This is a genomic window from Micromonospora sp. CP22 (assembly GCF_009712475.1).
Lineage (GTDB): Bacteria > Actinomycetota > Actinomycetes > Mycobacteriales > Micromonosporaceae > Micromonospora.
The window spans coordinates 125,807-148,302 of the sequence record NZ_VCJO01000004.1; the positions used below are offsets into that span (position 1 = coordinate 125,807).

At 72.4% G+C, this 22,496-nt stretch carries 20 protein-coding genes; 5 read left to right on the forward strand and 15 right to left on the reverse strand.

Features of this window, described 5'->3' with window-relative positions; all coding sequences use genetic code 11:
- Position 1: 1 nt before the first annotated feature.
- The 4 genes from FF096_RS09130 to FF096_RS09145 form a co-directional block, all read right to left on the reverse strand.
- Complete coding sequence (locus FF096_RS09130; RefSeq protein ID WP_155216357.1) at positions 2–1,534, reverse strand: cell wall anchor protein; 1,533 nt, start codon at positions 1,532–1,534, stop codon at positions 2–4.
- 153 nt (positions 1,535–1,687) lie between these two features.
- The gene (locus FF096_RS09135; protein ID WP_309222963.1) at positions 1,688–2,506 is read right to left on the reverse strand and encodes a sugar phosphate isomerase/epimerase; all 819 of its coding nucleotides are present in this window, start codon (positions 2,504–2,506) and stop codon (positions 1,688–1,690) included.
- Positions 2,503–3,657, reverse strand: coding sequence for a dihydrodipicolinate synthase family protein (locus FF096_RS09140; protein ID WP_309222964.1), 1,155 nt, complete (start codon positions 3,655–3,657; stop codon positions 2,503–2,505). Before FF096_RS09140 ends, FF096_RS09135 begins: the two co-directional genes overlap by 4 nt.
- Complete coding sequence (locus tag FF096_RS09145; RefSeq protein WP_155216359.1) at positions 3,654–4,805, reverse strand: Gfo/Idh/MocA family protein; 1,152 nt, start codon at positions 4,803–4,805, stop codon at positions 3,654–3,656. Before FF096_RS09145 ends, FF096_RS09140 begins: the two co-directional genes overlap by 4 nt.
- Positions 4,806–5,071: 266 nt before the next feature.
- Between FF096_RS09145 and FF096_RS09150 the strand changes: the two genes are divergently transcribed.
- Positions 5,072–6,088: a LacI family DNA-binding transcriptional regulator gene (locus FF096_RS09150; protein ID WP_309222965.1), complete on the forward strand. Its 1,017-nt coding sequence runs from the start codon at positions 5,072–5,074 to the stop codon at positions 6,086–6,088.
- A gap of 36 nt (positions 6,089–6,124) precedes the next feature.
- Here the strand turns inward: FF096_RS09150 and FF096_RS09155 are convergent, their stop codons facing one another.
- The gene (locus FF096_RS09155; RefSeq protein WP_155216363.1) at positions 6,125–6,832 is read right to left on the reverse strand and encodes a hypothetical protein; all 708 of its coding nucleotides are present in this window, start codon (positions 6,830–6,832) and stop codon (positions 6,125–6,127) included.
- Positions 6,833–6,903: 71 nt separating this feature from the next.
- On the opposite strand from FF096_RS09155, the gene FF096_RS09160 reads away from it, so the two are divergent.
- Positions 6,904–8,433, forward strand: coding sequence for an alpha-N-arabinofuranosidase (locus FF096_RS09160; protein ID WP_155216365.1), 1,530 nt, complete (start codon positions 6,904–6,906; stop codon positions 8,431–8,433).
- Positions 8,434–8,538: 105 nt separating this feature from the next.
- Positions 8,539–9,756, forward strand: a complete 1,218-nt coding sequence (locus FF096_RS09165) for a hypothetical protein (RefSeq protein ID WP_155216367.1) — start codon at positions 8,539–8,541, stop codon at positions 9,754–9,756.
- A 16-nt stretch (positions 9,757–9,772) separates the two neighbouring features.
- Here FF096_RS09165 and FF096_RS09170 read toward each other — a convergent pair whose 3' ends face one another.
- The 5 genes from FF096_RS09170 to FF096_RS09190 form a co-directional block, all read right to left on the reverse strand.
- Positions 9,773–11,581, reverse strand: coding sequence for an IucA/IucC family siderophore biosynthesis protein (locus FF096_RS09170; protein WP_155216369.1), 1,809 nt, complete (start codon positions 11,579–11,581; stop codon positions 9,773–9,775).
- Complete coding sequence (locus FF096_RS09175) at positions 11,568–12,206, reverse strand: GNAT family N-acetyltransferase (RefSeq protein ID WP_309222966.1); 639 nt, start codon at positions 12,204–12,206, stop codon at positions 11,568–11,570. The genes FF096_RS09170 and FF096_RS09175 overlap by 14 nt, the downstream gene beginning before the upstream one ends.
- Complete coding sequence (locus FF096_RS09180; protein ID WP_155216371.1) at positions 12,203–13,483, reverse strand: lysine N(6)-hydroxylase/L-ornithine N(5)-oxygenase family protein; 1,281 nt, start codon at positions 13,481–13,483, stop codon at positions 12,203–12,205. Before FF096_RS09180 ends, FF096_RS09175 begins: the two co-directional genes overlap by 4 nt.
- 35 nt (positions 13,484–13,518) lie before the next feature.
- Positions 13,519–15,069, reverse strand: coding sequence for an aspartate aminotransferase family protein (locus tag FF096_RS09185; RefSeq protein WP_155216373.1), 1,551 nt, complete (start codon positions 15,067–15,069; stop codon positions 13,519–13,521).
- A 136-nt stretch (positions 15,070–15,205) separates the two neighbouring features.
- The gene (locus FF096_RS09190; RefSeq protein ID WP_155216376.1) at positions 15,206–15,373 is read right to left on the reverse strand and encodes a hypothetical protein; all 168 of its coding nucleotides are present in this window, start codon (positions 15,371–15,373) and stop codon (positions 15,206–15,208) included.
- Between the two features lie 251 nt (positions 15,374–15,624).
- On the opposite strand from FF096_RS09190, the gene FF096_RS09195 reads away from it, so the two are divergent.
- Positions 15,625–17,667 (forward strand): penicillin acylase family protein, encoded by a 2,043-nt coding sequence (locus FF096_RS09195; protein ID WP_309222967.1) that lies wholly within the window; start codon positions 15,625–15,627, stop codon positions 17,665–17,667.
- Entirely contained in the window at positions 17,660–18,223 is a 564-nt protein-coding gene (locus FF096_RS09200) for a GNAT family N-acetyltransferase (RefSeq protein ID WP_155216378.1), read from the forward strand. Before FF096_RS09195 ends, FF096_RS09200 begins: the two co-directional genes overlap by 8 nt.
- Positions 18,224–18,259: 36 nt before the next feature.
- Here FF096_RS09200 and FF096_RS09205 read toward each other — a convergent pair whose 3' ends face one another.
- The 5 genes from FF096_RS09205 to FF096_RS09225 form a co-directional block, all read right to left on the reverse strand.
- A complete protein-coding gene (locus FF096_RS09205) occupies positions 18,260–18,964 on the reverse strand; it encodes a dihydrofolate reductase family protein (RefSeq protein ID WP_309223053.1) in 705 nt (234 codons plus the stop codon).
- The gene (gene ribA, locus FF096_RS09210) at positions 18,964–19,605 is read right to left on the reverse strand and encodes a GTP cyclohydrolase II (protein WP_155216380.1); all 642 of its coding nucleotides are present in this window, start codon (positions 19,603–19,605) and stop codon (positions 18,964–18,966) included. The genes FF096_RS09205 and ribA overlap by 1 nt, the downstream gene beginning before the upstream one ends.
- An 11-nt stretch (positions 19,606–19,616) precedes the next feature.
- Complete coding sequence (locus tag FF096_RS09215) at positions 19,617–20,555, reverse strand: lysylphosphatidylglycerol synthase domain-containing protein (protein WP_309222968.1); 939 nt, start codon at positions 20,553–20,555, stop codon at positions 19,617–19,619.
- Between the two features lie 86 nt (positions 20,556–20,641).
- Positions 20,642–21,466 (reverse strand): methyltransferase domain-containing protein, encoded by an 825-nt coding sequence (locus FF096_RS09220; RefSeq protein WP_155216382.1) that lies wholly within the window; start codon positions 21,464–21,466, stop codon positions 20,642–20,644.
- Complete coding sequence (locus FF096_RS09225; protein ID WP_155216873.1) at positions 21,463–22,491, reverse strand: glycosyltransferase family 4 protein; 1,029 nt, start codon at positions 22,489–22,491, stop codon at positions 21,463–21,465. The genes FF096_RS09220 and FF096_RS09225 overlap by 4 nt, the downstream gene beginning before the upstream one ends.
- Between the last annotated feature and the right edge of the window lie 5 nt (positions 22,492–22,496).

A 22,496-nucleotide genomic window follows, 5' to 3' on the forward strand; every position in this document is an offset into this window, starting at 1 on the left:
CTCAGACGATGAACCGGATCCGGCCGCGGCGGGCCAGCAGGTAGCCGAGGGCCCCGGCGACGATCAGCACGAGACCGACACCGACGATCAGGCCGATCGGGGTGCCGGTGATCGGCAACGACCCTCCGCCTCCGCCGCCGCCGGAGAGCCGCACCTGGATCGTCGCGGTGTCGTTGGCCGGGTCGAGGTCGGCGACCGCGCCGTCACCGTCGAAGGTGCGCAGCCGGACCGTGCCGTCCTTGCCACCGGCCCGGTCGATCCGCACGTCGAACTCGTAACCCATCTGCTCACCAACGCTGATCGTGCCGCGAGCAAGGCACAGGTAGACCCGCGCGCCCGGCTTGCCGGGCTGCCACTCGTCCTCCGCCTGGTCGACGCAGGACTGCGGAGCGGTGACCGCGGTGACGGCGGTCGGTAGGGTCACGATGGTCTCGATGTTGAGGCCCCGCTGACCGTTGGGCCCGGCACTCGCCGGGCCGTGGTTGAGGTAGCCGACCCGCATCGTGACGGTGTCGCCGACCGCTGCGGTGATGGTGGCCCCCTCGGCGGCCACGTCGGCCCGCTGGTCGCCGTCGACGGTCAGCGTGATCCGGGTTTCGTTGTCGAAGCTGTCGGTGTCGGTCTGCCGGTGCGCTCTGGCCTGCGCCGCGCTGACCGGCACCAGCGTCAGGGCGTCGTCGCTCCCCTTCGGACCGAGCGGCCCGGTGGAGGACAACCGGGAGCGGTACTCCGCCCAGTCGGCGGGGGTGAACCAGAGCGCGTAGCTGTGGTGCAGGTTCGGCGCCCAGCTGTCGGCCGGGACCGTTCCGCCGAAGGTGGAGTCCACCTGGAGCACCTCGCCGGGCTCCACCGAGTTGTCGAAGGTGCAGGCGAAGGAGCTGCTGTCGAGGTCCGGTTCGCTGTACTCGCAGTTCTCGTACCGCTTCGAGGGGGTGTACCCGTACGACCCGGACAGGTACAACACCAGGCCGTGCGCGGTCGTCGTGCCCCGGTTGCGCACCGTCAACGGCACGTCGACGCGGGCACCCAGGGCGCTGTCGAGGGTCAGCGTCCGCTCGGTGGCGAGATCGACCCCTTCGCCCACGGTGACCGTGGACCGGTAGGTCCCGGTGGTCCCGTCCGGCGTGGTGACGGTGAACAGCAGATCCCCCTGCTGGCCCAGTTGCGCGTCCGTGGTCGCCCGCACCGCGAGGCTGAACAGCTCCGATCCCCAGTCGCTGCCGATCGTCAACCGGCAGGTGAGGATCGCGCCCTCCACCGTGCAGAACTCCCCGTCGTCACCCTGGTCGACCGCTGCGAACGACATGACGGCGCTGCGGTCCACCCGCACGGCGTAGGTGCCGACCTGCTGGTCGCCGCGTAGGCGCAGCGAGACCCACTTCGGTGGGCCGTCGGCGGCGACCAGGACGTTGTTGACGCTCACCACTGTGGTCGCCGCCGGCTCGGCGGCGGCCGGCGCACCGGCGGCCACCGTGACGAGCATGCCGACGACGGCCGTGCCGGCGAGCCACCGGCGGAGAACATGGGTCTGCATGGCGAGTCCCTCGAGAACGGTGAAACCGCGAGAGCTGAGCCGGGTAAGACTCTCACGGCTGCCCCGGTCACCGGAACCAGGTGGCCCACGTCCGTCAGCACCCGCTCGGTCCGGTACCGCCGGACACCGGGCGTCCCGCGGTACCGAACCGGGTCAGGTGACCGCGTGCAGGTAGCCGTCGATGGCGGCGGCCAGGACCTGGTCGCCGGGCCGGGCCCAGACCTCGGCGTTGAAGACCTCCACCTCGATCGGCCCGGTGTAGCCCGCCGCGTCCACCGCCTCACGCAGCCGCCGCAGCTCGATGCAGCCGTCACCGGGCAGCGCCCGGCCGAGCAGCACCCCCTCCGGCAACGGGGTGACCCAGTCACAGACCTGGAAGGCGGCGATCCACCGGCCCGCGCGGGCGATCTGGTCGTAGACGGTGTCGTCCCACCACACGTGGTAGGCGTCCACCACCACACCCACCACCCCCGGGTCGAACCGCTCGGCGATGTCCAGCGCCTGGCCGAGCGTGGCGATGACGCACCGGTCGGCGGCGAACATCGGGTGCAGCGGTTCGATGGCCAGCCTCACCCCGGCGTCGTCGGCGTACGGAGCGAGTTCGGCGACCGCGTCGGCCACCCGGGCTCGCGCACCGTCGATGTCCCGGCTGCCCGCCGCCAGGCCACCGGAGACCAGCACCAGGACCGGGGCGCCGAGGGTGACCGCCTCGTCGATGGCGCGCAGGTTCTGCTCCCGCCAGTCGTCGGCGGTGAAGAACCCGCCCCGGCACAGGCTGGTGACCGTCAGCCCGGCGTCGCGGACCAGCTTCGCGGCGCGCCCGAGCCCGTACTCGGCGACCGGTTCCCGCCACAGGCCGATACCCGGTACGCCAGCGGCGACGCACCCGGCGACGACGTCGGGCAGCGGCCAGTGCTGGGCGGTGGCCTGGTTGAACGAGAACCGGCGCAGGGCCGCCCGGTCCCCGCTCACTGGGCCACCCCGGCCACGGTGAAGAAGGCACGAGCCCGGGCGGCGGCCGACTCGGCGTCGGGCAGCAGGCCGGCGGCGTCGGCGAGAGTGAGCAGGACGCCCAGGTGCTCCGGGGAGCGGCCGGACTGCAACCCGCCGACCATCGTGAAGTGCTCCTGGTGCCCGGCCAGCCAGGCGAGGAACACGATGCCCGTCTTGTAGTACCAGGTGGGTGCGGCGAACAGGTGCCGGGCCAGCGGCACGGTCGGGGCGAGGATCTGGTCGTACGCGCCGTGGTCGCCACGGTCGAGGGCGGCCAGCGCCGCCGACGCGGCCGGTGCGATGGCGGCGAAGACCCCGAGCAACGCGTCGGAGTGGCCGACCTCGTCGCCCCGGATGAGTTCCGGGTAGTGGAAGTCGTCGCCGGTGTAGAGGCGTACCCCCGCCGGTAGTCGGCGGCGCAACGCCACCTCGCGCCCCGCGTCGAGCAGCGACACCTTGATGCCGTCCACTCTCGACGCGTGGGTCTTCAGCAGCTCGACCACGGTGTCGGCGGCCAGGTCCAGGTCGGTGGTGCCCCAGTAACCGGACAGCGCCGGGTCGAACATCGGGCCGAGCCAGTGCAGCACCACCGGTCGGTCGGCGGCGGCCAGCAGTTCGTCGTACACCCGCAGGTAGTCCTCGGGGCCACGGGCGGCGGCGGCCAGGTGCCGGCTGCACATCAGCACCGGCACCGCCCCGGCGGCCTGCACGTCGTCGAGCTGTTCGCGGTAGGCGGCGGTGACCTCGGCGAGGGTCGCCGGGCCGGGCGGCAGCTGGTCGGTGGCGACCCCGGCGACGATCCGCCCACCGGCGGCGCGGGCCTGCGCCGCGCTGCGGCGGATCAGCTCCCGGGTGGCGGGATAGTCCAGGCCCATGCCGCGCTGCGCGGTGTCCATCGCCTCGGCCACCCCCAGCCCGTAGGACCAGAGGTGCCGACGGAAGGCGAGGGTCCGCTCCCAGTCCAGCACCGCCGGGGCACCCGGGGTGTTGTCGGCGGTCGGGTCGGCCACCACGTGCGCGGCGGCGTACGCGATGCGGCAGGTCGGCGGGCTCTCCGGGCGGGGATGTCCGGCGCCGCCGGAGAGCCGCAGGCGACGTCCGCCGGGCAGGGTCACCTCCGCGCCGCTCACAGGGACAGCTCCGGCACCTCGACGCGGCGACCCTCGCGGGCCGACACCAGGCCCAGCTCGGCCAGTTGCACCCCACGGGCACCGGCCAGGAAGTCCCACCGGAACGGCTCGCCGGTGGCGACGTGCCGCAGGAACGCCTCCCACTGCACCTTGAAGCCGTTGTCGAAGTCCTCGTTGTCCGGCACCTCCGTCCACTGCGAACGGAAGTCCTCGGTGATCGGCAGGTCCGGGTTCCAGACCGGCTTGGGGGTGACCGCCCGGTGCTGCACCCGGCAGCGCCGCAGCCCGGCCACCGCGCTGCCCTCGGTGCCGTCGACCTGGAACTCGACCAGTTCGTCGCGGAACACCCGCACGCACCAGGACGAGTTGAGCTGGGCGATCACGCCACCCTCCAGCTCGAAGACGCCGTAGGCGGCGTCGTCGGCGGTGGCCTCGTAGGGGCGTCCGGCCTCGTCCACGCGGCGCGGGATGTGCGTGGCGACGGTCGCGGAGACCGCGCGCACCTCGCCGAACAGCTCCGCCAGCACGTAGTGCCAGTGCGGGAACATGTCCACCACGATGCCGCCGCCGTCGGCGGCCCGGTAGTTCCAGGACGGCCGTTGCGCCGGCTGCCAGTCGCCCTCGAAGACCCAGTAGCCGAACTCGCCGCGCACCGACAGCACCCGGCCGAAGAAGCCCCCGTCGAGCAGGCGCTTGAGTTTGCGCAGCCCCGGCAGGAAGAGCTTGTCCTGCACCACACCGGTGCGTACGCCGGCGGCCCGCGCGGCGCGGGCCAGGTCCGAAGCGGCGGCGGTGTCCTCGGCGAGGGGCTTCTCGGTGTAGATGTGCTTACCGGCCTCGATGGCCTGCCGGATGGCTTTCTCCCGCTGCTGGGTCACCTGCGCGTCGAAGTAGACCTGCACGTCGTCGCGGGACAACGCGGCGCTCAGGTCGGTGGTCCAGTCGTCCAGGCCGTGCCGTTCGGCGATCTGGCGCAGTTTGGCCTCGCTGCGGCCGACGAGGACGAGCTGTGGCCAGATCGTGGTGCCGTCGGCCAACGGCACGCCACCGGCGGAGCGGATGGCCAGCAGGGAGCGCACCAGGTGCTGCCGGTATCCCATCCGGCCGGTGACGCCGTTCACGATGATGCCGATCGACCTACGGGTCATGGGGATCCTTCCGTCGTACCCACCCGAAGCGGTCAGGTAAGCGCTTTCCTACAAGCCTAGGTGGTGCCGTCACAGCCAGGCAAGGGCTTACCTGACCGCGGAAGTTTCGGCCTGCGTCACCGCGGATCCACCGCCGGAGCGCTCGGCAGCGGCCCCGGCCCGCCGCCATGACCTGCGTTTACCGGGCACCTGAGAAGCATCCTCACTGCGGTACGGTGTGGCTGGTCGCCACGGCAGCGGCCGACGCGACGCGTGAGGGGGCGGGTGTGGCGACGCTGTCCGATGTGGCCCGACGGGCCGGTGTCTCACCGGCCACCGCCTCCCGCGTGATCAACGGCAGCAGCAAGCCGGTCACCGAGGAGCTGCGCGAGCGGGTGCTGCGGGCCGTCGCCGAGTTGCAGTACGTGCCCAACGCCCACGCCCAACTGCTGGCCCGCTCGCATCGCGGCGCCGTCGGCGTGATCGTGCACGACGTCTCCGACCCGTACTTCGCCGAGATCACCCGAGGTCTGCAACGGGTCGCCACCGACCAGGGCCGACTGTTGATGATCTGCAACAGCTACCGCGACCCGGAACGGGAACTGGAGTACGTCGAGCTGCTGCGCGGCCAGCAGGTCGCCGCCATCATCCTGGCCGGTTCCGGATACCACGACGCCGACTTCACCCGGCTGCTCAACGGCAAGCTCACCGCGTACGAGGCCACCGGCGGACGGGTCGCGGTGATCGGCCGCCACGAGCACTCCGGCGACGCGGTGATGCCGGACAACCGGGGCGGCGGCGAGCTGCTCGGGCGGGAACTGTGCCGCCTCGGCCACGAACACATCGGTGTGGTCGCCGGCCCCCGGGTGCTGACCACCACGACCGACCGGCTCACCGGGCTACGCGCCGCCCTCGCCGAGCACGGTCGGGAACTGCCGGAACACCGCGTCCGGTACGCGAACTTCGACCGTGACGGCGGTGCCGAGGCCACTGCGGCGCTGCTCGACGCGGAGCCCGGGCTGACCGCCATCGCGGCACTCAACGACTCGATGGCGATCGGCGCGCTGGCCCTGCTGCGCGACCGCGCGGTGCCGGTGCCCCAGCGGGTCAGTGTCTTCGGTTTCGACGACATGCCGATGGCCCGCGACGTCACACCGGCGCTGACCACCGTCCGGTTGCCGCTGGTCGAGATGGGCTCCCGCGCGATGGCGCTGGCCCTCGACCCGGGAGCCGCCGGGCCCCGGGTGGAGTCGCTGCCCGCCGAGCTGATCTTCCGCGACAGCGCCGGTCCCGCCCCGAGGTGACACGCCTGCCGGTCTCCGTCGGCGATCGTCGTGCGGTCACGTACCGGCGGAGGCGGTGTCGGCACCGGTGGTGGACGCCGACGGCTCGGGTGCGTGCCGGATCAGGGTGACGCTGTACGCCACGATCCACACCAACCAGAGCAGCCAGCCGACGAGGCCGAGCAGGGCGAGCGGGTTGGTGTCGCCGACGCCGTACGGGCTTGTCGTCGCGGTGACGAACAGCAGCACAGCGGCGAGGAAGCCGATGACGGCGTGCCAGCGGGTGATGACGCCGTTACGGACGCCGGCCATCGAGAAGCCGACGAGTGCCGTCGCCAGGAACACCTGGTTGAAGCCGAACAGGGCGGTGTGCAGGCCCCACAGTCCGGCGACGTCGCCCGAGCCGTCCTCGGCGGCGGACATCAGGGCCAGGCGGGTGGCCTCGACGCTGGTGAACACCACCGACTGCATGAGCACGCCGGCGAGACCGACCAGGGACCACGGGTCGACGCCGCCCCGCTCGGAGCGTCCGAGGCGGGCGCAGACCCCGACGGCGAAGACGGTGGCCAGCAACCAGGCCGCCGGTAGGAGCGCCGATGCCAGTCGCAGTGACCCGGCCCCGGTGGCGTAGACCGCGGCGATCTCCTCGACGGATGCGCGCTCGGACGGGGTCGGGAAACCCGCCGCCGTCAGGAGGAGGTTCGCCGCGACCAGGATCGCGACGAACCCGATGCCGGCGATGCCGGCAAGGCGAGAGAAGCGCATGTAGTGCCCTTTCCGGGGCTCGTCTACCGTCACCGAAAACGTTATCGTGGCTGAGCACCGTTAGGAGACCCATGCCCCGCGCGCACCTCACCGTCAACCCGGCCTTCACCATCGGACCGGTCCGTCGCCGCCTCTTCGGCGGATTCGTCGAGCATCTCGGTCGGCACATCTACGACGGCATCCACGAGCCCGGGCATCCGAGCGCCGGACCGGACGGGTTCCGGCGGGACGTGGTCGAGCTGGTCAAGGAGCTCGGGGTCAGCACGATCCGGTACCCGGGCGGCAACTTCGTCTCCGGCTACAACTGGGAGGACGGCATCGGGCCGGTGGCCGAGCGTCCACACCGCCTCGATCTGGCCTGGCACTCCACCGAGACGAACCAGGTCGGCCTGCACGAGTTCCAGCACTGGCTGGAACTCGTCGGCAGTGAGCTGATGCTGGCCGTCAACCTCGGCACCCGGGGCCCGAAGGAGGCCGTCGAGCTGCTGGAGTACACCAACGTGCCGGCCGGCACCGCCCGCGCCGCGCAGCGGGCCGCCAACGGTCGCCAGGAGCCGTTCGACATCCGCATGTGGTGCCTCGGCAACGAGATGGACGGGCCCTGGCAGCTCGGCCACCGCAACGCCGAGGACTACGGCAAGCTCGCGTCGATGACCGCGAAGGCGATGCGACAGGTCGACCGGGACCTGGAACTGGTCGCCTGCGGCTCGTCCGGCCGGGGCATGCCCACCTTCGGCGAGTGGGAACGCGTGGTGCTGACGCACGCGTACGACGACGTCGACTACATCTCCTGCCACGCGTACTACGAGGAGCACGACGGGGATCTCGCCAGCTTCCTCGCCTCCGGGATCGACATGGACACCTACATCGAGTCCGTGGTGGCGACCGTCGACCACGTCCGCGCGGTCAAGCGCTCGCCCAAGCGCGTCGATCTCGCGTTCGACGAGTGGAACATCTGGTACATGACCCGGTGGCAGGAGCGGGCCCGCACCTTCACCATCGACGACTGGCCGGTGGCCCCGCGCCTGCTGGAGGACCGCTACACCGTCGCCGACGCCGTCGTCCTCGGCGGCCTGCTGATCAGCCTGCTCAACCATGCCGACCGGGTCACCTCGGCGAACCTCGCGCAACTGGTCAACGTGATCGCACCGATCATGACCGAGCCGGGTGGACCGGCGTGGCGGCAGACGACGTTCTTCCCGTTCTCGGTGACCTCGCACGCCGCCCGGGGCGACGCGCTGCGGGTCCTGGCCGACACCGACGAGACGACCACCGCGACCTTCGGCTCGGTGCCGGTGGTGGCCGCCGCCGCCACCAGCGCCGGGGACGAGATGTCGATCTTCCTCCAGAACCGGCACCTCACCGAGGCCACGACCGTGACGATCGACCTGAGCGCCTGCCAGCCGACCGGTGCGGTCTCGGCCCGGGGGATCTGGGACACCGACGTACGCGCCGCCAACGACCTGCGCGACCCGAACCGGGTGGGGCTGCGGACCAACGACACCGCACGGCTCTCCGACGGTCTACTCACCGTCGAGCTGCCACCCGTGTCGTGGACCGCGCTGACGGTCGCGCGGCGCACCGACCCCGGCGAGGTCTGACCCTCCGACGGCGATCCGCTCGTATCACTGCGGGCGTGGTCCTCGGGCGGCGACCGTTGGTCAGCGGGAATGTCCGGGTGGCATCGCCTTGCGATCATCAGTGCCGTGCGCAGGATCGCCGCGACGATGGTCGCCGTGCTGCTGGTGTCGGGCTGCGGTGACGGACCGAGCCGGACAGCATCGTCCGCGGATCCTTCGGTGACCGCCACCGGCGGCTCACCGAAGGCCGTCGCCGAGGCGGTCCCACCCACCTGGCGCCCGGCCACGCTGCCGGAGCTGGCCGGGCCGACCAGCGTGCTGTGGGACGTCGTGACGGTGGACGCCACGCACGCGTGGGCGGTCGGCAGCGAGGGCTACTCCCCCGAACAGCCGGACGACACCGGCACCCCGTTGGTCCTCCAGTGGGACGGGACGAACTGGGCACGCGCCGCCCTGCCGGAGATCGCGTGGCACGGTCGGTTCGAGCTCGTCGCGGCCGACTCGCCCACCAACGTCTGGGTGGTCGGCAGCACCGCCGGACCCACTCCGGAGGAGCAGGTGACGCACATTCTGCGCTTCGACGGCACCGTGTGGCGCGAGGTGCCGTTCCCCCGGGGGCACGGCGGACACGTCGCGCTGGTCACCGGCCTCACCGTCGCAGGCGGGCACACCTGGGTGGTGGGCAACGACCGCAGCGAGGTCATCATCGAGCAGTGGGACGGTGACTCCTGGCGGTCGCACCCGTCACCCGCCGAATGCCGCACCGGTGGTACGTCCTTCGGCGGCACGCCGAACGTCTGCACCGTCACCGCGATCCGGGCCTTCCGCCCGGATGACGTCTGGGCAGCGGGCAACGGCGCGTGGCAGGGGTTCAAGGGCCCCCTGCTCTTTCACTGGGACGGCTCCGGCTGGCGTACGGTCGGTGTGGGCATAAGCGAACAGGACTCCTCGTTCACGGCCCTCGCGGGCCGCTCGTCGGGTGAGCTGTGGGCGGTCGGCGACGGAGGGTTGGCGGTACGCGGCCGGGCCGGATCCTTCGAGCCGATCCGGGACGCGCCCGGTGGCGCGCTGGCCGACGTGACGACCGACCCGACCGGACAGCCGTGGCTGGTCGAGAACTCTCCGGCGTCGCAGGCGACGCTGGCCACGTACGCGGGTGCCTGGCGCGGCCTGCCGGCACCGCAGCCGCCGGACGCGGTCGGCATGAGGTTGCACGGCATCTCCGCAGCCCCGGAGAGCCCGCAGATGTTCGCGGTCGGAGCCGCCACCCTCCCGACCACTCCGCGCCACCTGCGGGCGGTGCTGCTCGAACACGTGCCGGACCCGGCAGACCCTTCCCACTGACCCGGTGGGCAGCGGGTTACCCGTCGGCGGGCGCGAAGCGCGCCAGCGGATTGGCCAGCGCGCCCACCAGTTGCAGCGCGGCGGACGGGTCGGCCAGGTCGACCATCTGCTGGTTGTCGCGCAGTTGCAGCCGGTTGAGGCAGGACAGCGCGAACTCCGGGGCGAACAGGTCGTAGCGGGCCAGCCGGTCGGCCAGGTGCGGCACCCGGGCGGCGTACTCGGTGGCGCAGTCGGCCACGGTACGCCAGAACTCCTCCTCGCTGATGACGCCCTGGGCGGCCAGCGTCGCACCGAGGAAGCGGAAGAAGCAATCGAAGACGTCGGTGAAGATCGACAGCAGCTTCATGTCCTCCGGGATGTCGGCGCGGATCCGCTCGACCGCCGGAGGCAGCTGCGCCTCGGCGCTCATCACCACGATCTCCTCGGCGATGTCCTTGAAGATCGCCCGCTCCACGACCCCGTCGCGCAACACCAGGATGACGTTCTCGCCGTGCGGCATGAACGCCAGGTCGTAGGCGTAGAAGGCGTGCAGCAGCGGGGTCAGGTAGGCGTTCAGGTAGCGCCGTAGCCAGACCGCCGGTGCCAGCCCGGAGGCGGCGATCAGCTCCGCGGCGAACGACCGCCCGTCGGTGTCGACGTGCAGCAGCGACGCCATGGTGGCCAGCCGCTGGCCGGGAGCCAGGTCAGGCACCGGGCTCTCCCGCCAGAGGGCGGCCAGCATCTTGCGGTACGGCGAGTAGCGGTCGGTGGCGACCTCGTACTGCCGGTGCCGGTAGCCGACGGCGGCCCGCTCGCGGATGATCGTCAGTCCGGTGGCCCGGAACACCTCGTCGCCGTCGATCAGACCGGCCAGCCAGTCGTTGATCGCCGGGGTGGCCTCCATGTACGCGGCCGACAGGCCCCGCATGAAGCCCATGTTCAGCACGGACAGCGCGGTCTTGACGTAGTGCCGTTCCGGGTGGCTGACGTTGAAGAAGGTGCGGATGGACTGCTGGGCGAGGTATTCGTCCGGGCCCTCACCGAGGCAGACCAGCCGACGGCGCGCCACCTCACCGGCGAAGGTGACCGACAGTTTGTTCCACCACTGCCAGGGGTGCACCGGGATGAGGTGGTAGTCGGCGAGGTCCAGCCCCAGCTCGGTCATGGTCCCGGCGAACCGGGCGAGGGTCGCCTCGTCCAGTTCGGTACGCAGCAGCGTCTCCTGGTCCAGGTCGGCGGCGCTGGTGAAGGTGGCGTGGTCGCGGTGGGCGGCGAGCCAGATCAGCCGTACCGGCTGGGCCGCCTCGGGGGCGTAGCGGTGGTATTCGTCGATGCCGAAGCCGAGCCGCCCGTTGTTGGCCACGAAGCACGGGTGGCCCTCGGTCATCGACGTCTCGATGGTCTGGAAGTCGGCCTCCACCAGCTTCGCCGCGCTGGGCAGCGCCCGGTCCAGCTTGTACGCCAGACCGGCGAGGGTGGACGTGATCTCCTCGAGGTAGACCGGCAGGATCCGGTCGGTGAGGCCGAGCGCGTCGCGCAGGTCGAGGCAGAGGTCGACGGCGTCCAGCGGCGTCGGTTCGCCGTCGCGGTGCCGGGTGATGCTCTCCGGGTCGATGTCCCAGTGCTCCAGGGTCATCACCCGGGCCGCGAACCGGTACCGGACCGCGCCGGAGGCGGCGGTGAGGGCGTACCACCGGCGACCGGTGTCGTCGGCGGTCGGACCGTCCGGTTCGGGGGCGAGCAGTCGCTCGTGGGTGAACTCGGCGAGCGCCTTGCGCACCAGCAGGCGGTTGGCTCGCTCCCAGGTCTCCGGACGTAGGTGGGCGACCGGGTCACGCGTGGTCAAGGTGATGCTCCTTCGCGTCGCTGCCGGCGGCACCGGCTCGGGTGGCGGCGTCGGTATCGGTGGCGGCGCCGATAGTGGCCAGGAATCGCTGCCGGGTGCAGATGCTCAGCAACGCCGTCTTCTCCGGCTTGGTGATCGGTCCGATCACCTCGAAGCCCACCGCCGCGTTGAGTGCGTGCACGGCGGTGTTGCGTACGTCCGGCTCGACCACGACCCGCTCGGTGGCGGGGTCGGCGAAGAGCCAGGCCATCACGGTGGTGATGACGGCCCGGGTGAAACCGGGCACCGGGGTGTCGGTGGGCGCGCAGAGGAAGTGCATCCCGACGTCACCGGGGCGGGCGTCGTACAGGCCGACCAGTTCGACGTGCGCCGGGTCGTACCGCTCGGCGAGGAACGTCGGCTCGGCGCGCCACAGGCCCAGGTACGCCTCGTGGTGCGGGTGCTCGGCGATGCGCTGGTACTCGGCGGCAACCGCGTCGACGTCGGCGTCCTGCATCAGCCAGAAGGCGGCCTTGGGGTGGGTCACCCACCGGTGCAGCACCGGCGCGTCGGCGGCCACGTCGAGCGTACGCAGGGCGAACTCGCCGAGCCGCCGGTCGTGGCGGGTGTAGACGAGCTGCGTCACCCGGTCACCCCGAAGTCCTGGAAGGCGATCGACTTCTCGATCGGGTAGACCTCACGGCCGAGCAGTTCGCGGATGATCCAGCTGTTGCGGTACGGGCCCATGCCCAGGTCGGGCGAGGTGATGCTGTGGGTGTGGGTGCCACCGTTCTGGAGGAACACCCCGCGCCCGGTGGAGTCCACGCTGTAGTTGCGGGCCACGTCGAGCCGGCCGTGGTCGTCGAAGCGCAACCGGTCCCGGACCGGTGCCAGGAACTCGGGCACCTCGTACCGGTAGCCGGTGGCCAGCACCAGCCCCTCGGTGTCCAGCGTGAACTCCCGTTCCTGCTCGACGTGGCGCAGCCGGAGCGTGTGCACGCCGGTGCTCTCGTCGTGGGTCACCGAGGTCAACTCGGTGTTGGTCAGCAACCGGGTGCTCACCGGGCCGTCGAGGCTGGAGGCGTAGAGCAGGTCGTAGATGTCGTTGATCAGGTCGGCGGAGATGCCCTTGAACAGCCCCTTCTGCTCGGCCTCCAGCCGGTACCGGGTGGGCTCGGGCAGCGCGTGGAAGTAGTCCACGTAGTCCGGCGAGGTCATCTCCAGCGTGAGCTTGGTGTACTCCAGCGGGAAGAACCGTGGCGAGCGGGTCACCCAGTTCAGCTGGTAGCCGTGGGTGCCGATGTCGCCGAGCAGGTCGTGGTAGATCTCGGCGGCGCTCTGTCCACTGCCGACGATGGTGATGCTCCGCTTGGCCCGCAACGCGTCCCGGTGCTCCAGGTACCGGGAGTTGTGCACCGCGTCGGAGGTCAGACCGGCGCAGGCGGCCGGCAGGTGGGGCGGGGTGCCGGTACCGAGCACCAGGTGGCGGGCCCGGTGGGTGACGGTGCCGCCGTCGACGGTGGCGGTCACCACATACCGGTCGTCGGTGGCGTCGTACTCGACGGTGGTGACCCGGTGCCCGAACCTCAGGTTGGGCAGCTTGGCGGCGGCCCAGCGGCAGTACGCGTCGTACTCCGCCCGCAGCGGGAAGAAGTTCTCCCGGATGTAGAAGGGATAGAGCCGGCCGATCTCCTTGAGGTAGCTGAGGAAGGAGAAGGGTGAGGTGGGGTCGGCGAGGGTGACCAGGTCGGCCAGGAACGGCGTCTGTAACCGGGCCGACTCCAGCAGCATGCCGGGATGCCACGAGACGTCGTCGCGCGCCTCCAGGAACAGCCCGTCGAGGTCGGCGACGGGTGCGGTCAGGCAGGCCAGGCCGAGGTTGTACGGCCCGAGGCCGATCCCGATGAAGTCGTAACTGGACATCCGGCCCTCCAGGCTCGGGTTCGCAGGTGACATGGTCAGCCGACCGGGCAGGTCAGGCCCGCCGCGGACGATCCGGCGTGTTCGTGGACGTAGCGTCCGGCGTGCTCGGCGATCAGGTCGAGCACGTAGGCGATGTCGTCGACGGTGGTCGCCGGGTTGAGCACGGTGAACTTGAGGTACTGCCGGCCGTCGACCCGGGTGCCGGCGACCACGGCGAGGCCGGAGGCGGCCAACGCCTCACGGGCCCGCAGGTTGGCCGCGTCGGCGAGTTCCCGGCCCGGCCCGGTGGGCTGCCAGCGGAACACCACTGTGCTCAGCTGTGAGCGGGTCAGCACCTCGAAGCGGGGGTCGGCGGCGAGCAGCTGCCACGCCTGCGCGGCCCGGTCGCAGACCTCGTCGAAGAGTTCACCGACGGCGTCGGGCCCCATCACCCGCAACGTCAGCCAGAGCTTGAGCGCGTCGAACCGGCGGGTGGTCTGCAAGCTCTTGTCGACCTGGTTGGGGATGCGTTGGGCGACCATCCGGGCCGGGTTGAGGTAGTCGGCGTGCCAGGTGGCGTGCCGCAGGGTCCGCCGGTCGCGGACCAGCAGTGCGCTGGAGCTGACCGGCTGGAAGAAGGACTTGTGGAAGTCGACCGTGACCGAGTCGGCGCGCTCGATGCCGTGGAGCAGGTGCCGACGGGTGGGCGAGACCAGCAGGCCGCAGCCGTACGCGGCGTCGACGTGCAGCCACACACCGGCCGTGGCGCACACCTCGGCGATCTCGTCGAGCGGATCGATGGTGCCGAAGTCGGTGGTGCCGGCGGTGGCCACCACCGCCATGACGGTGAGCCCGGCACGCCGACAGCGGGCGATCTCGTGCCGGACCGCGCCGGGTCGCATCCGCCGGTCGGGGCCGGTCTCCACCACCACGACCGCGTCCGGGGCCAGGCCGAGCAGCTTGGCCGCCTTCTGCACGCTGAAATGACCGGCCGACGAGGCGATGATCCGCAGGCGGGGCAGCAGGATCCGCCGGTCGGCCGGGGTCGCCGCGGCCAGCGCCTCCTCCCGGGCCAGCAGCAGGGCGTGCAGGTTGGACTGGGTGCCACCACTGGTGAACACGCCGTCGGCGGCCGGGCCGAGGCCGATGCGGTCGGCGGTCCACTCGATGAGTCGGCGTTCGATCAGGGTGCCACCGGCGCTCTGGTCCCAGGTGTCCATGGAGGAGTTGACCGCGCTGAGGACCGCCTCGCCGAGCAGTGCCGGGATCACCACGGGGCAGTTGAGGTGGGCCAGGTAGCGTGGGTGGTGGAACCAGACGGCATCGCGCAGGTAGACGTCCTCCAGCTCGTCGAGGGCAGCGGTGGTGTCACCCAGCGGCTGGTCCAGGTCGATCGCCTCCATCTGCGGGGCGAGTTCGTCCGGGCGTACGCCGGTGAAGGGTCCGGTCACCTCGGCGACGCGACGGGCCACCCGCTCGGTGCCGTCGGCCACGGCTCGTCGATACTGCTCCACTGTCTCGTCGCTGAGCAGGTGTGCCCGGGCGGGTGTGGGCCGGGGCTTCGGGTTGCTCGGCGTTGCCTCGGCGGGGTGCACCGGCAAGGTCATGGACGTGTCCTTCACGCTCGGCGATTCGATGTTCGGAGCAGCCGTGAACCGCCGCACGACAGGTGGGCGGCGGGTGGTTCGGGTCTGGGAGGTGCACAGCGGCCGGGGACGGATCGCGCCCGGCCGCGCGGCGGCGTCAGGTGGGCTTCTTCGCCCCCCGGATCGCCGTGGCGAGGTTCTCCGGCAGCGGCGCCGCGCCGCCGCCCGCCGCACCGTCGAGTCCGAAGTCGACCAGCACGGCGGTGCCGCCGACAGCGAGCGATCCCCGGTGGGAGGGGCGGCGGGCGGCGAGGTGCTCAGGCATTCGTGTCGTCTTTCGATCAGGGGCTCGGACCAGGCAGAGCGGTTAGGCTAACCTAACCTAACTTCCTGCCCGGACTCGGCTCCTGTCAAGTCCCGACGGCGTTTCCGCACCACACTGGAGTTCACACTGTCCGTCATCGATACGCCACGGTACGAGACGCCGTCCAGGCCGACCGCACCACCCCGCGACCGCCGTGCCGGTACCCCGCTGGTGGCTCCCGCAGTCCGCGTCCGAGCCGGTACGGTGACGCGGTGAGCGCGCGCCGCTATCGCGACGACTACGGCATCCCGCACCTGCGCGCCGTCGACCACACCTCGCTGGCCTTCGCCCAGGGGCAGGTCACCGCCCTGGACCGGGCCTGGCAGATCGAGGTGGAACGGCACCGCGCGCAGGGCACCTCCGCCTCGTTCCTCGGTGTCGAGGCGGTGGCCTGGGACAGCTTCGCCCGCCGGGCGAGGCTCGACGACACCGCGCGCCGCTGCCACGCCGCCCTCGACCCGGCCACCGCCGAGTGGGTAGGCCACTACGTCGACGGAGTCAACGACGCGCTGGCCGCCGGTGCGGCGCGGGCCCCGGAGTTCGCCGCCACAGGCCTACGGCCGGGTCGCTGGCAGCCGTGGACGCCACTCGCGCTCTGGCTCAGCCACCACGTTCTCTTCGCCGGGTTCGGCACCAAACTCTGGCGTGACCTGGTGGCCCGCCAACTCGGTCCGGCGGCGGCCCGCCTGTTCGCCGTCGACAACCACGTCACCTCCGGCAGCAACGGTTGGCTGGTGGCCGCCGACCGCACCGCCGCCGGGGCCGCCCTGATCGCCGGTGACCCACACCGGTTCATCGAGGCACCCGGCATCTACCAGCAGATCCGCCTGGCCTGCCCGGAGTACGACGTGGTCGGCTTCGCCGTGCCCGGTGTTCCGGGCATCCCGCACTTCGGCCATGCCGGTGCGGTCGCCTGGGCGATCACCAACGCGATGGCGGACTACCAGGACGGGTACGCCGAACGACTGCGCCGCCGGGGCGACCGGGTCGAGGCGTACGGACCCGACGGATGGCGACTCGCACACCGCCACGTCGAGACCATCGAGGTGTCCGGTGCCGAACCGGTCGAGGTCGAGGTGATCGAGACCGAGCGAGGCCCGGTGGTCTCCGGTGGGCCGGACGACGACCCGGCCACCACGATCAGCCTGCGATACCCACCCCGGGTCCTCGGCGAGCTGGGCTTCGCCGTCCTGCCCGCGTTGCTGCGGGCCCGCACCGTCGACGACGTCGACGCGGCACTGGACGGCTGGGTCGAGCCGGTCAACGTGGTCCTCGCGGCCGACACCGTCGGCGGGCTGCTGCACCGGGTGGCCGGTCGGGTGCCCCGACGCCATCCGGACAACGGGCGACGGGTGGTCCCCGCCTGGGGCGCCGACCACGCCTGGCAGGGCTGGCACGACATGCCGAGCGCCCCGGTCGGTCAGGTGGCGGTGATGGCCAACGAGCGGGGCATCTCCGCCGGGCTCGGCGTGGAGTTCGCGCCGCCGTACCGGGCCGAACGGATCCGCCACCTGCTGGACGCCGTCGACGACTGGCAGGCCGGGCAGATGGCCAGCGTGCACACCGACACATACCTGGCCGCCGCCGGGCCGCTGCTGGACCTGCTCGCCACGCTGGACGGGCTCGACCCGGCCGCCGCCGGGCTACGGGACCGGCTGCTGGCCTGGGACCGCCGGATGGCCGCCGACAGCGTCGACGCCGCCGCCTTCGCCGACCTGCGGGCCGCGGTGACCCGCCGGCTCGCCGCCCATCCCGCGCTGGCCGAGCTGGCCGAACCGCCCGGCTACCCGGAGGTGTTCCGGCCCTGGCTGACCCTGACCTCCCGGGTCGGGTACGCGGTGATCTCACTGCTGTCCGCGGACCTGCCCGGCCTGGATCGGGCCGACCTGCTGCGTGGGGCCCTGGCGGAGATCGCCGCGGCCGACGACACCCGGCCCTGGGGCGACCGGCACCGGCTCCTGCCGTGGCGGGCGCTGCCCGACCCGGCCGCGCCACCGGGTCCGGCGCTCGCCGGTGACCACGACTGTGTGCTGGCCACCTCCAGCGTGCCCGGGGTGACCGACCTGTGTCTGCGCGGGCCGACGGCCCGCTACGTGTGGGACCTGGCCCGGCGGGAGGACAGCCGCTGGGTGGTGCCGCTGGGCGCCACCGGGGCCGGGCCGCACCGCGACGACCAGCTACCACTGTGGGTCGACGGGGAGCTGATCACGGTGACCTGCGACTGGGACCGGCTGACCGAGGAGCACGATGACTGACCCCCACCACTACGAACGGCAGGTGCCCGGGTTCGGTGTGGTCACCTTCCGGCCGGTCGACCCGGATGCCGACGCCGACGTGATCCACTCCTGGGTCAGCCAGGAGCGGGCCCGGTTCTGGGGGATGCTCGACGCCGACCGGGACCGCGTCGCCGAGATCTACCGGTACGTCGACTCGCTCGCCACCCATCACGCGTACCTCACCCGACGCGACGGGCAGCCGGTGGCGCTGTTCCAGACCTACGAGCCGGAACACGATCCGGTCGGCGAGTGCTATCCGGTACGTCCCGGCGACCACGGCGGTCACCTGCTGATCGGCACTCCGGTGCGGCCCGAGCCCGGTTTCACCGGCACGCTGCTGGACGAGTTCATCGCCTTCGTCTTCGCCGATCCTCGCCGGCAACGGCTGGTGATGGAGCCGGACGCCCGCAACGACAAGGCGATCGCGCGGCTGCGCCGGGCCGGCTTCGTCGACGGCCCGGTGGTGGACCTGCCCGACAAACGGGCCCGGCTGATGTTCCTGCCGCGACCGGCGGACCGGCACGACGTGCGGTAGCCGCTCGCCGCCGAGGCGACATCGACGTTCGTCGGCCTAACCCAGGTCGCAGCGATCCGACAGCGCGTAACGGGTCAACACCACGTCGCCGATCTGGCGTGCCTCCACCACCTGCGCCCGTCGTCCCGGGTGCCACGGGAAGCTGCCCTCGCCGACGAACCGGGGCGCCCGTCGGTCGCCGACGAAGAAGGGGGCGACCACCAGGTGGAGTTCGTCGGCGAGCCCGGCGGCGAGGAACTGCCCGTGCACGCCCGCGCCGCCCTCCACCAGCAGCCGACCCACCCCCCGCTCGGCGAGGTCGGTCAACATCCGCGCCAGGTCCACCGGCTCACCGGCGTCGAGCACGGTGGCCCGCCCGCCCAACCGGTGTCGGGTCTTCTCCACCGCGCCGCTGGCGCTGTAGACGATCCGCTCGGTGTCGCCGACGGTGAAGAACCGGGCGTCCGGATCCAGGTCTCCGCAGGCGGTCATGGTCACCCGGGTCGGTGACGACGGCAGACCCCGAGCGACCCGTTCGGCCCGACGCCGTTCGCACCGCACCAGCAACCGGGGGTCGTCCCGGCGGACCGTACCGGCGCCGACCAGGATCGCGTCGCAGCCGGCGCGGACCTCGTCGACCCGGTCGAGGTCCGCGTCGTTGGACAGCAGCAGCCGCTCGTCGGTGGCGTCGTCGATATAGCCGTCGATCGAGGTGGCGCAGCTGAGCAGCACGTACGGCCGCGCCACCTCCGGCGGGCCGATCACCGGGCGACGGGGAGGTCGGCGGCGCGGGCCGCACGGCTGGCCTTCGCCGCGAGGTACTCGGCGTTGGCCGGGGACAGGAACACGCCGGTGGGCACCTGCTCGGTCACGGTGACCCCGAGCCGACCCAACTGCTCGGTCTTCTCCGGGTTGTTGCTCAGCACCGCGATCGGCCCGACACCGAGCGCGGCGAGCATCTGCGCCGCCACGGTGTAGTCGCGCTCGTCCTCGGCGTGGCCGAGCGCCACGTTGGCCTCGAAGGTGTCCAGCCCCGCGTCCTGCAACGCGTACGCGTCGAGCTTGGCGTACAGCCCGATGCCCCGACCCTCCTGACGCAGGTAGAGCAGGTAGCCGCCGACGTCGGCGATCCGCTGCACCGCCTCGCGCAGTTGGGGCCCGCAGTCGCAGCGCTGGCTACCGAACACGTCGCCGGTGAGGCACTCGCTGTGCGGACGCACCAGCGGCACGCCGCCGTCGCGTTCCGCCGCGCCGGGGTCGCCGAGGGCGAAGGCGAGATGCTCCCGAGAGTCGACCAGCCCGTCGAAGGTGAACAGCCGGGCCGTGGTGCTGTAGCCGTCAGGGAACCGCAACGGCACGGTCACCTGCGTCCGGACGGTGGCGACAGGCAGTGATTCGGACATGGGTCTCCTCGTCAGACGGTGGCGGGTACACGGACACGTCGGGCCAGTAGCACGGCGGCTCCGGGCAGGCTCGCGACGAGCACCAGAGCGCCGTACACCGTCGCGGTGGCCACCCCCTCGGCGGCGGTCAGGCCGGCGGCGGCGAACGCCCACGCGGCCACCCCCTCGCGCGGGCCGAACCCGGCGACGTTGGCCGGCACCCCCATCGCGAGCAGGGCCAGCAGGGTCAGCGGCAGCAGCAGGCTCAGCGGTGCGGTGGAACCCGCCGTGCGTGCCGCCACCAGGAACGTCGCGAGGTGCCCGGCGACCGCCAGCGCGGAGGCGATAAGCACCCCGGCCCAGGTCCGCCGCGCCAGCAGGCCGTTGCGGACGTCGGAGACGGCGGTACCCAGGGCGCGGGCCCACCGGGAGGCGCCGGAGCGCGGCAGCAGCCGGGCCGCCGCCACCACGGCGACCAGCACCGCCACCGCCACCGCGGTGGCCACCGGCAGGAACGGTCGCACCGGCGACGGGAAGGCGAACAGCAGCACCGCGGCGACCGCGACCAGCACCACCTGCCCCGCCGTCCGTTCCCACACCACCGCCCGGATGCCGCGCCCGACGTCACCGACGTCGCGGCCGTGACGCACCGCGCGGTGCACGTCACCGAGGATCCCGCCGGGCAGGGTCGCGTTGAGGAAGATCGCCCGGTAGCAGTGGGCGACCGCCTCCGTCAGGGGCAGGCGCACGCCCAGACCATCGGCGACGAGGCTCCACCGCCAGGCGGCGCAGACCGTGGTGAGGACGCCGATGGCGAGCGCGGCGGCCAGCGCCGGCGCGTCGATCAGCCGCAGACCGGCGAGGAACGGGCCGGTGCCGAGCCAGCAGAGCAGCCCCACCAGGACGCCCGCACCCAGCGCCAGACGGGCCCAGCCCCAGAACGAGCGGCCCACCGGGGTCGCCTCGGGCACGGCACTGCCACCTTCATCCCCCACTCGCGCCTCCCCGACATGGCGATCTTCCCTGACTGTACGCACGTAGCTGATCGACTGCCGGTTCAACGGCGCAGCGCCAGCAGGTCGACGTGATCGACCATTACCCCGAGGCGACCGGTTTCAGCCTCGGCCAGCCGACGTCGTGCGTACTCCTCGGTGCGGGTGCTCAGCTCGGGGTCCTGCTCCCGTGCCGCGTCGAGCCACCCGGTGAACCACTGCGCCGCCAGGGCCGCCTGGTCCGGCCCGAGCTGCCACGGGCTCGGCCGTAGCTGCACCTCCACCCCATGCCGGGCGAAGGCCGCGACGCAGGCGTCGACGGCGTCCGGTCCGAGCAGCCGACGACCGTTGGCGGTACGCCGCTGGTGGGCGTTGAAGGCGGCGGCGATCTCGTCGTCCAGTGAATCGTCCGGGGTCAGTCGCACGGTGCCGGTCACGGAGATCAGGAACAGTGCCGGGCACCCGGCCTTCGCACAGGCGGCGATCAGGTCGTCGAGTTCCTCGGCGGTGAGCATGTCGAGCAGGGCCGAGGCGCTGACCAGCGCGGCGTCGGCCAGCTCGGCGGCGGCCAGCCGGGTCAGGTCGCCCCGGCGCGTCTCGACGGTCACCGGCGCGCCGTCGGCGGCGGTGGGGGGCACCGCGGCGCGGGCCCGGGCCAGCAGGTCGGCGTCCTGGTCGTGCAGGATCCAGTGCTGCGGGCCGGGCAGCAGCGGGGCCAGCCAGCGGGCCAGCGACCCGGTCCCCGCCCCGAGGTCGTGCACCACCAGGGGTCCGCCGCCGGGCAACGCCGCGCGCAGCATGTCGACCAGGTCCGTGGACCGGGCCGCCACGTCGGCCGGTTCCCGCAGCGCGAGCCACTGCGCGAAATCCGGCGGGAGTTCGATGCTCATGCCGACGCCTCCTTCAGGGCCGTGATGATCTGGGCGACGGTGCGCTGCCAACCGGCGAGGGTGTGTCGTCGCTGGCCGGCGGCGTACCGCAGGTGCTCGCGCAACGCCGCGTCGTCGAGCCAGCGGCGCAGAGCCGTGGCGAGGGCGGCCGGGTCCTCGGGCGGCACCAGCAGGCCCGGCCGGTCGCCCGCCGCCGTGTGCCCGAGGGTGTCGGGCAGTCCACCGACGGCCGTGGCGAGCACCGGTACGCCACGGGCCAGCGCCTCGGTGACCACCATCCCGTACGTCTCGCCGCGTGACGGGTGCACCAGCAGGTCGGCGGCGGCGTACGCGGCGGCGAGCCGGTCACCGGCCAACGGTCCGGTCAGCCGGATCCGGTCGGCGAGCCCCCCGGCGGTGATCCGCTCCCGCAGTCGCTCGACGAACGCCGGTTCCCGGTGCAGCGGTCCGACGCAGGTCAGCGTCCAAGATCTGTCGGCCACCCTGGTCAACGCCTCGACCAGCACGTCGTGGCCCTTGTGCCGGGCGACCGCCGCGACGCACAGCAGCGCCGACCCGGTCGTCGAACCGGTCGCCGGTGCCGCCGGGTCCACCCCGGGCGGGGCCACGTGCACCCGGTCGGCGGGCAGCGCGTACCGCCGCAGCAGCGCCTGTCGGGTCCAGGCGCTGGTGGCCACCACCGAGGTGACCGCCTCCAGCGCCCGGGCCTCGGCGTCGTCGTCGCGGGGCAGATGCACCAACGCGACCAGCCGCAACCGGTCGGCGTGCGCGGCGAGTTCGTCCGGCACCACCGAGGCGACCAGGCCGTCGACCAGGGCCAACGCGCCGTCCGGCAGTCCGCGCAGGACCCCCGCCAGCGCGGCCCGCGCCGCCGGGGCCGGTTGCGGCCAGTCGCCGGGTACCTGATGCTCCCGCACCGACCAGCCGGCGGCGGCGAGCCCGGCGCAGATCCGCCGGTCGTAGCCGTTGCCGCCGCTGGGTGACGCCGGGTCGTCGATGTCGCCCGGCAGGATCACGTGCAGCATCAGCA